At 61.7% G+C, this 7,359-nt stretch carries 8 protein-coding genes; 6 read left to right on the forward strand and 2 right to left on the reverse strand.

The genetic code is table 11. The annotated features are described in order from the left end of the window. The first annotated feature begins 12 nt into the window (after positions 1-12). The 4 genes from ffh to ACTNBU_RS08990 all read left to right on the forward strand — a co-directional run bounded on the left by ffh (position 13) and on the right by ACTNBU_RS08990 (position 2,429). Entirely contained in the window at positions 13-1,365 is a 1,353-nt protein-coding gene (ffh, locus tag ACTNBU_RS08975) for a signal recognition particle protein (protein ID WP_441033028.1), read from the forward strand. Between the two features lie 81 nt (positions 1,366-1,446). Next, a complete protein-coding gene (gene rpsP, locus ACTNBU_RS08980; RefSeq protein ID WP_441033031.1) occupies positions 1,447-1,689 on the forward strand; it encodes a 30S ribosomal protein S16 in 243 nt (80 codons plus the stop codon). A gap of 15 nt (positions 1,690-1,704) precedes the next feature. Continuing rightward, positions 1,705-1,935 carry a KH domain-containing protein gene (locus ACTNBU_RS08985; RefSeq protein ID WP_441033034.1) on the forward strand — a complete coding sequence of 77 codons (231 nt, stop codon included), beginning with the start codon at positions 1,705-1,707 and terminating at the stop codon, positions 1,933-1,935. A gap of 155 nt (positions 1,936-2,090) precedes the next feature. Continuing rightward, on the forward strand, positions 2,091-2,429 hold the full coding sequence (locus tag ACTNBU_RS08990) for a cupin domain-containing protein (RefSeq protein ID WP_441033036.1): 339 nt from the start codon (positions 2,091-2,093) through the stop codon (positions 2,427-2,429). An 82-nt stretch (positions 2,430-2,511) separates the two neighbouring features. Here the strand turns inward: ACTNBU_RS08990 and ACTNBU_RS08995 are convergent, their stop codons facing one another. Further along, complete coding sequence (locus ACTNBU_RS08995; protein WP_441033039.1) at positions 2,512-3,795, reverse strand: dicarboxylate/amino acid:cation symporter; 1,284 nt, start codon at positions 3,793-3,795, stop codon at positions 2,512-2,514. 23 nt (positions 3,796-3,818) lie between these two features. After that, positions 3,819-4,688 carry a diaminopimelate epimerase gene (gene dapF, locus ACTNBU_RS09000; protein ID WP_441033042.1) on the reverse strand — a complete coding sequence of 290 codons (870 nt, stop codon included), beginning with the start codon at positions 4,686-4,688 and terminating at the stop codon, positions 3,819-3,821. A gap of 178 nt (positions 4,689-4,866) precedes the next feature. Here dapF and ACTNBU_RS09005 point away from each other — a divergent pair, with 178 nt between their 5' ends. Together ACTNBU_RS09005 and ACTNBU_RS09010 are read left to right on the forward strand one after the other, a co-directional pair. After that, entirely contained in the window at positions 4,867-5,463 is a 597-nt protein-coding gene (locus tag ACTNBU_RS09005) for a TetR/AcrR family transcriptional regulator (protein WP_441033045.1), read from the forward strand. 189 nt (positions 5,464-5,652) lie between these two features. Further along, the gene (locus ACTNBU_RS09010) at positions 5,653-7,188 is read left to right on the forward strand and encodes a sodium/proline symporter (RefSeq protein WP_441033047.1); all 1,536 of its coding nucleotides are present in this window, start codon (positions 5,653-5,655) and stop codon (positions 7,186-7,188) included. Positions 7,189-7,359: the final 171 nt, after the last annotated feature.

The following is a 7,359-nucleotide window of genomic DNA, read 5'->3' on the forward strand; positions in this document are numbered from 1 at the left end:
GCAGGAGGAGCTATGGCATTCGAGGGCCTGACAGAAAAACTGAGCGCCACGTTCAAAAAGCTGCGGGGCAAGGGCCGTCTGACGGAGAACGATGTCCGGGAGGGCATGCGTGAGGTCCGTCTGGCGCTGCTGGAGGCCGACGTCAGCTATAAAGTGGTGAAGGAGTTCGTGGCCAAGGTCACGGAGCGGGCCGTTGGCAGCGACGTGCTGGACAGCCTGACCCCCGCCCAGCAGGTCATCAAGATCGTCAACGAGGAGATGACCGCGCTGATGGGCGGCACCACCTCCAAAATCGCCATGGCCAACAACGGCCCCACGGTGGTGATGATGGTGGGCCTTCAGGGCGCCGGCAAGACCACCAACGGCGCCAAGCTGGCAGGTTATTTCCGGAAGCAGTTCGGCAAGCGGCCCCTGCTGGTGGCCTGCGACGTGTACCGTCCCGCCGCCATTGAGCAGCTGAAAGTGGTGGGCGGCCAGCTGGACATCCCCGTCTTCGAGGAGGGCGCGGGCGACCCCGTGGAGATCGCCCAGCACGCCCTGCGCCACGCAAAGGACTACGGCAACGACATCGTGTTCCTGGACACCGCCGGCCGTCTTCATGTGGACGAGGCGCTGATGGACGAGCTGAAGCGGATGAAAGCCGCCGTCCATCCCAATGAGATATTGCTGGTGGTGGACGCCATGACCGGCCAGGACGCCGTCAACGCGGCCTCCGCCTTCGACGAGGCGCTGGGCATCGACGGCGTGGTGCTGACCAAGCTGGACGGCGACGCCCGGGGCGGCGCGGCCCTGTCCATCCGGGCGGCCACCGGAAAGCCCATCAAGTACGTGGGCACCGGCGAGAAGCTGGACATGATCGAGCCCTTCCACCCCGACCGCATGGCGTCCCGCATTCTGGGCATGGGCGACATGCTGACCCTCATCGAAAAGGCCCAGAACACCTACGATGAGAAGCAGGCCGCCAAATTGCAGGAGCGGCTCCGGAAGAACCAGTTCACCCTGGAGGACTACTTCGAGCAGCTCCAGCAGCTGCGGGGCATGGGCGACCTCAGCCAGATCGCGGGCATGCTCCCCGGCGTGGCGGGCAAGCAGCTCCAGACCGCCACCATCGACGACAAGGCCCTGGCCCACACGGAGGCCATCATCCTGTCCATGACCCCGCTGGAGCGGGAAAATCCCCAGATCCTGAACGCCAGCCGGAAAAAGCGCATCGCCGCCGGCTGCGGACTGCAGGTGGTGGACGTGAACCGTCTGCTGAAGCAGTTCGAGATGATCCAGCAGCTCACCAAGCAGATGAGCAAGGGCCGTCTGCCGGGCATGGGCGGCAGGATGCACGGCATGGGCCGGAAAAAGCGGTTCAAGTGAGCCGCTGTCCGAAAACCGGATATAGATGCTCTCGCATTTATAGATAAATCTTATTTATTTTACTTTTGGAGGTACAATACTATGGTCAAGATCAGACTGCGCCGTCTGGGCGCCAAGAAGGCTCCTTACTACCGTGTCGTGGTGGCGGATTCCCGCTTCCCCCGCAACGGCCGCTTCATCGAGGAGATCGGCACCTACAATCCCTGCGTCTCCCCCGCTGAGATCAAGATCGACGCCGAGCGTGCCCAGGCCTGGATCAAGTCCGGCGCTCAGCCCACCGACACCGTCCGCGCCCTGCTGAAGAAGATGGACGTCCTCCAGTAATTCGGAGGGCAGAGCATGAAAGACTTGCTGCTCTACATCGCCAGAAACTTAGTGGACGATCCTGACGCCGTCTCCGTCACGGAGATCGAGGGCGATCAGGAGCTGACGCTGGAGCTGCGCGTCGCGCCCGACGACATGGGCAAGGTCATCGGCCGTCAGGGCCGCATCGCCAAGGAGATCCGCACGGTGGTGCGCTCCTATGCCCAGCGTACCGGCGTCAAGGTTTCTGTTGATATTGTAGACTGAGCGTTTCTTCTGAACGCAGAAAAGGGACTGGCCCATGGCCGGTCCCTTTCGCCGTCTCCGGCGGAAAAAGATCCGTATCCGTTGGAATTCCAACAGACAGGCATCTGAAAACGTGGTATTATCCCGGTATCGTAAGCACGGAAAGGAGGGGCGTCATGCCCTACATCAAGAACATGGAACATGAGAAGGTCCTGTCGCTGGCGGAGTTGGTTTCCGTCCAGCCGGGACAGGTGGTGAGCCGGACGCTGGCCCAGAATCCGGCGGTGAGCCTGACACTGTTCGCCTTCGCGGCGGGGGAGGAGATCGGCACTCACGACTCCGCAGGCGACGCCATGGTCACCGTCCTGGAGGGAGAGGGCCAGTTCACCGTGGACGGCACGGTCTACCGCTGCAAGGCGGGGGAGAGCCTGGTGATGCCGGCGAAGAAGCCCCACGCGGTCTACGCGCCGGAGAACTTCAAGATGCTGCTGACCGTGGTGTTCCCCCAGCCCTGAGCCGCGGAACGCGGCGGCAAAAGCGAGATCCCGCCTGCGCAAGGCTGCGCGGGCGGGATCGTTTCGTTTCGGAGGAGCGAACTCACTGTTCGGACTGCTTTGCCAGCACCTTCTGCAGCCAGTCTTTCCCGTCCACGAAGCGGGAGACGATGTAGCTGACCACATAGTCGCCGGCGGCGTTGATCATGGTGGCAGGGGGGTCCACCAGATTGCCGATGGCCACCAGAATGGGGAAGGCCACCTCGATCTGCTCCGGGAAGAACAGGGAGCAGATGATATACTCGCCGATATAGCCGCCGCCGGGGACGCCGCTCATACCCACGGAGGACAGCACCGCCACCAGCACCACGGGGATCAGCTGGTCGAAGCCCATGGGCTGGCCGAACACGCCCAGCACGAAGGCAATCTTCAGCACGCAGGAGAAGCAGGAGCCGTCCATGTGCATGGTGGCGCCCAGAGGCAGCACCATGTCGGAGACGTCCTTGGAGATGCCGGTCTCGGCGGCCACCTCCATGTTGGTGGGGATGGTGGCCACGGAGGAGCAGGTGCCCAGGGACACCACGGCGGGGCGGGTGATGTGCCGGAACATGGTCTTCACGGCGCCCTTGCCACCGCCGAACCAGGCGAACAGGGGCCAGGCGGTGAAGATATACACGAAGCACAGGGGATAGTACAGCAGCAGCGCCCGGCCGTAGTTCTCAATGACCTGGGAGCCGTAGCTGGCCACCAGATCGGCGAAGATGGCGAAGAAGGCGATGGGAGCGTAGTAGGTGACGATCTTGATGAACTTCAGCATCACGTTGGTCAGGTCCTCCAGAAACCGGCCCACGGGGGTGTCGGCGCCGCCGTTGAGATTCACGGCGAAGCCGAACAGCAGGGAGAACACGATGAGGGGCAGCATGGCCCGGCGGGTCAGCAGGCCCACGAAGTCGCTGGCGGTGAAGAAGTTGACCACCAGCTCCGACAGCGTGGCGTACTCGCCCATCTCCTCGGAGGGCAGCTCCGTCCAGGGGGCCAGAACCGGCGGAAACACCTTCACCAGCAGGAACATGACCACGGCGGCGATGGCCCCGGTGATCACGAAGGTGCCCACGGTGACGCCCATGATCTTGCCGGCTCGTTTGCGGCTCTGCATGTTGGCCACGGCGCTGGAGATGGACGCGAACACCAGCGGCACCACGATGCAGAACATCATGTTGATGAACACGGTGCCGAAGGGCTTCAGAACGGTGGCGCCGGCGCTGACGGTGCTGCCGTCAGTACCCTTCACCACGGGCCAGCACCAGCCCAGAATGGCGCCCAGGACCATGGCGGCCAGCATGATGGCCATAAAACGGTAATTCTTCGCCACAGATTTTGCTTCCATAAATACTCCCTCCTGATCGTTTCTCATACGGAACTGGTTTTGGAAGATGACTCTGTCAGGCGCAGGTCCTCGTCGGTGACCTCGCCCTTGCAGACGATGTTGGTGGGGCCCGTCAGGAACAGATCCGTGATCCGGGAACCCTGACGTACGGTGTCGATCCGCAGCTCGCCGCCGGGCATCCGCACCCGGACGTCCCGTCCGCTGACCTTTCCCTGAAGGGTCAGCACCGTCACGGTGCTGCCGGTGCCGGTGCCGCAGGCGTAGGTGAAATCCTCCACGCCCCGCTCGAAGGTCCGCTCGTACACCAGATCCTCCCCGGCGATCTCGTAGAAGTTCACGTTGGCACCCTTGGGGAAGGCGGGATGCCAGCGCAGCTTCCGGCCCAGCTCCCGCAGGGCGTGTTCGTCGGCGTCCTGCAGGCCCGGGAAGGGCACCACCGCGTGGGGCAGGCCCGGGTTGCCCAGCTCCACGTAGGAGCAGGGGTACCGGACACCGTCCACCTCCACGGCCATGTCCAGTCGGACGGTGGAGGGGTCGTTGAGGCGGATGCGGTAGTTCCGCCGGTCGATGCGCTGTCCGGTGATGATGCCGGCGGTGGTCTCCACCGTCTGTGTCTCACCAGCCAGACCCGTCTCGTAGCCGTACCGGCAGATGCACCGGGCACCGTTGCCGCACATCTCGCCCACGCTGCCGTCAGAGTTGTAGAACCGCATCCGGTAGTCGCCGCCCTGGACGGGGGCGTCCACCACCATCAGGCCGTCGGCGCCGATGGACAGATGCCGCTCGCACAGCGTCCGGGCGATGTCCGGAAAGGCCTCCTCCGGCAGATGCTCCTTCAGATTGTTCAGCAGGATGAAGTCGTTGCCTGCTCCGTTCATTTTCCAGAATTCCAAGGTGCTGCCTCCTGTCTTCATTCTGCTCTCATTATATCAATGTGGATTCCGCAAATATACGATGGAAAGTGCCGGAAACCATGCAAAAAATGCTGTGCCGCCGGTGCGAAATTCCTTTGCGGAATGGGACTGGATATGGTATGCTGAAAATAGACAAGAAAGAGGAGGAGGCGGCTGCATGGCCCGGAAAAATACCCGGAACACCAGGGGACGCATCATCTCGGCGGCCTGGAAGCTGTTCTATGAGCAGGGCTACGAGAATACCACGGTGGAGGACATCGTCTTTGAGTCCGAGACCTCCAAGGGCTCCTTTTACCACTATTTCGACGGCAAGGGCGCCCTGCTGGGCACCCTGGCCAACGTGTTCGACGAGAAGTACGAGGAGCTGCTGCCCTCCCTGACGCCGGACATGGACGCCATGGACAAGCTGATCTACCTGAACCACGAGCTGTTCGCCATGATCGACGGCGGCGTGTCCATGGACCTGCTGGCCCGGCTGCTGTCCACCCAGCTGCTGGCCCGGGGAGAGAAGCATCTGCTGGACCGGAACCGCACCTATTTCAAACTCCTGCGGCAGATCATCGGCGAGGGACAGAGGGCGGGACAGCTCCGCCGGGACCGCACCGTCAACGAGATCGTGAAGGCCTACGCCCTGTGGGAGCGGGCGCTGATGTACGACTGGTGCCTGTGCGGCGGGGAGTATTCCCTGGTGGCTTACGCGGACCAGATGACCCCCATGTTTCTGGCCAGCTACCGGGCTGGAGCGGAGACCTGAGAATATTTTATGATTTTCCCAAATTTGCATATCAAGAATCGTCTTGTTTGAAAATTCTTATATAAGAGGAAAAATTCGACAGGATGCGCGGCGGAGTATAGAATTTATTCTATACTCCGTTCTGTATTTCATTCTTGTTAAAAGTATGATATCATGTCTTCCATTGAAGTACAAAGGAGAGAGAAACCAATGACAATCGCACAAATCTGTATCACAGGCACGATTATTTTTTACCTCTGCTTCGTCATCGTCACCGGCGTGATGATCGGCCGGCGGAGCAAAAAGAGCGCCGAGGGCTTCTACCTGGGCGGCCGGGGCATGGGCCCCCTGGTCACGGCCATGAGCGCGGAGGCCTCCGATATGAGTTCCTGGCTGCTGATGGGCCTGCCCGGTCTGGCCTATCTCAGCGGCGTGGCTGACGCCGGCTGGACCGCCATCGGTCTGGCGGTGGGTACGTATCTCAACTTCCTGCTGGTGGCCAGAAAGATTCGCCGCTACAGCGTGAAGCTCAATGCCATCACCATTCCCTCCTTCATCTCCAAGCGGTACGGGGAGAAGAAGCCCGTCATCATGTGCATCGCGTCCCTCATCATCCTGATCTTCTTCGTGCCCTATGTGGCCTCCGGTCTGGCGGCCATCGGCAAGCTGTTCAACAGCCTGTTCGGCTGGAACTATCTGGTGGCCGTGGCCATCGGCACCGTGGTCATCATCAGCTATACCTCCGTGGGCGGCTTCAGCGCCGTGGCCACCATGGACCTGATCCAGTCCATCATCATGACCTGCGCCTTGGTGGTCATCACCGGCTTCGGCATCTACCAGGCCGGCGGTCTGAGCGCGGTGATCTCCAATGTTCAGGCCCTGCCCGGCTACCTGAGCTTCACCCAGACCCACGACGCTGCCTCCGGCGGCGCGTCTCCCTATGGCATCATCACCATCGTCTCCACCATGGCCTGGGGCCTGGGCTATTTCGGCATGCCCCATATCCTGGTGCGCTTCATGGCTATCCGGGACGAGAGCGAGCTGAAGCTGTCCCGGCGCATCGCCTCCATCTGGGTGGTGATCTCCATGACCGTGGCCATCTGCATCGGCATGATCGGCTACGGCGTCTCCAAGGCAGGCCGCATCCCCATGCTGGAGGGCAGCGCCTCTGAGACTGTCATCGTCAAGATCGCGGACCTGCTTTCCTCCTATGGCTTCCTGCCCGCCATCGTAGCGGGCCTGATCCTGGCCGGCATCCTGGCCGCCACCATGTCCACGGCGGACTCCCAGCTGCTCTCCGCCGCCTCCGCCTTCTCGGAGAATATGCTCCAGGACGTGTTTGGCGTCAAGATGACTGCCAAGCAGACCATGCTGGTGGCCCGCCTGACTGTTGTGGTCATCGCGGTCATCGCCGCCTTCCTGGCAACGGACCCCAACAGCAGCGTGTTCCAGATCGTGTCTTTTGCCTGGGCGGGCTTCGGCGCCACCTTCGGCCCCGCCATTCTGTTCGCCCTGTTCTGGAAGCGCAGCAACCGTCAGGGCGTCCTGGCGGGCCTGGTGGCCGGCGGTGTCATGGTCTTCGTGTGGAAGTTCTGTGTGCGTCCCATGGGCGGTGTGTGGAATGTCTATGAGCTGCTGCCCGCTTTCATCGTCAACGCGCTGGTGGTGGTCCTGGTGAGCCTGCTGACCGCCGCACCGGATGACGGTGTTGTCAAGACCTTTGAGGAGGTCCAGGAGGGCAAGTAAGCACCTCTGTGAGTAAGCGCAGACAAATGGCCGCGGGATATCCCCCGCGGCCATTTCAGTCTGTCGAAAAAGTCGAGCATAGCTGGGTTTTTTCGCATTTATATGGTAAAATAAGCATGGGTGATGAAAGATGCTTGAACGAGGGAAGCTGGATCGTGGAATCGTAGAAAT

It is taken from the genome of Dysosmobacter sp. HCP28S3_G4 (assembly GCF_052065175.1).
In the GTDB taxonomy this organism is placed as follows: Bacteria; Bacillota; Clostridia; order Oscillospirales; family Oscillospiraceae; genus Oscillibacter.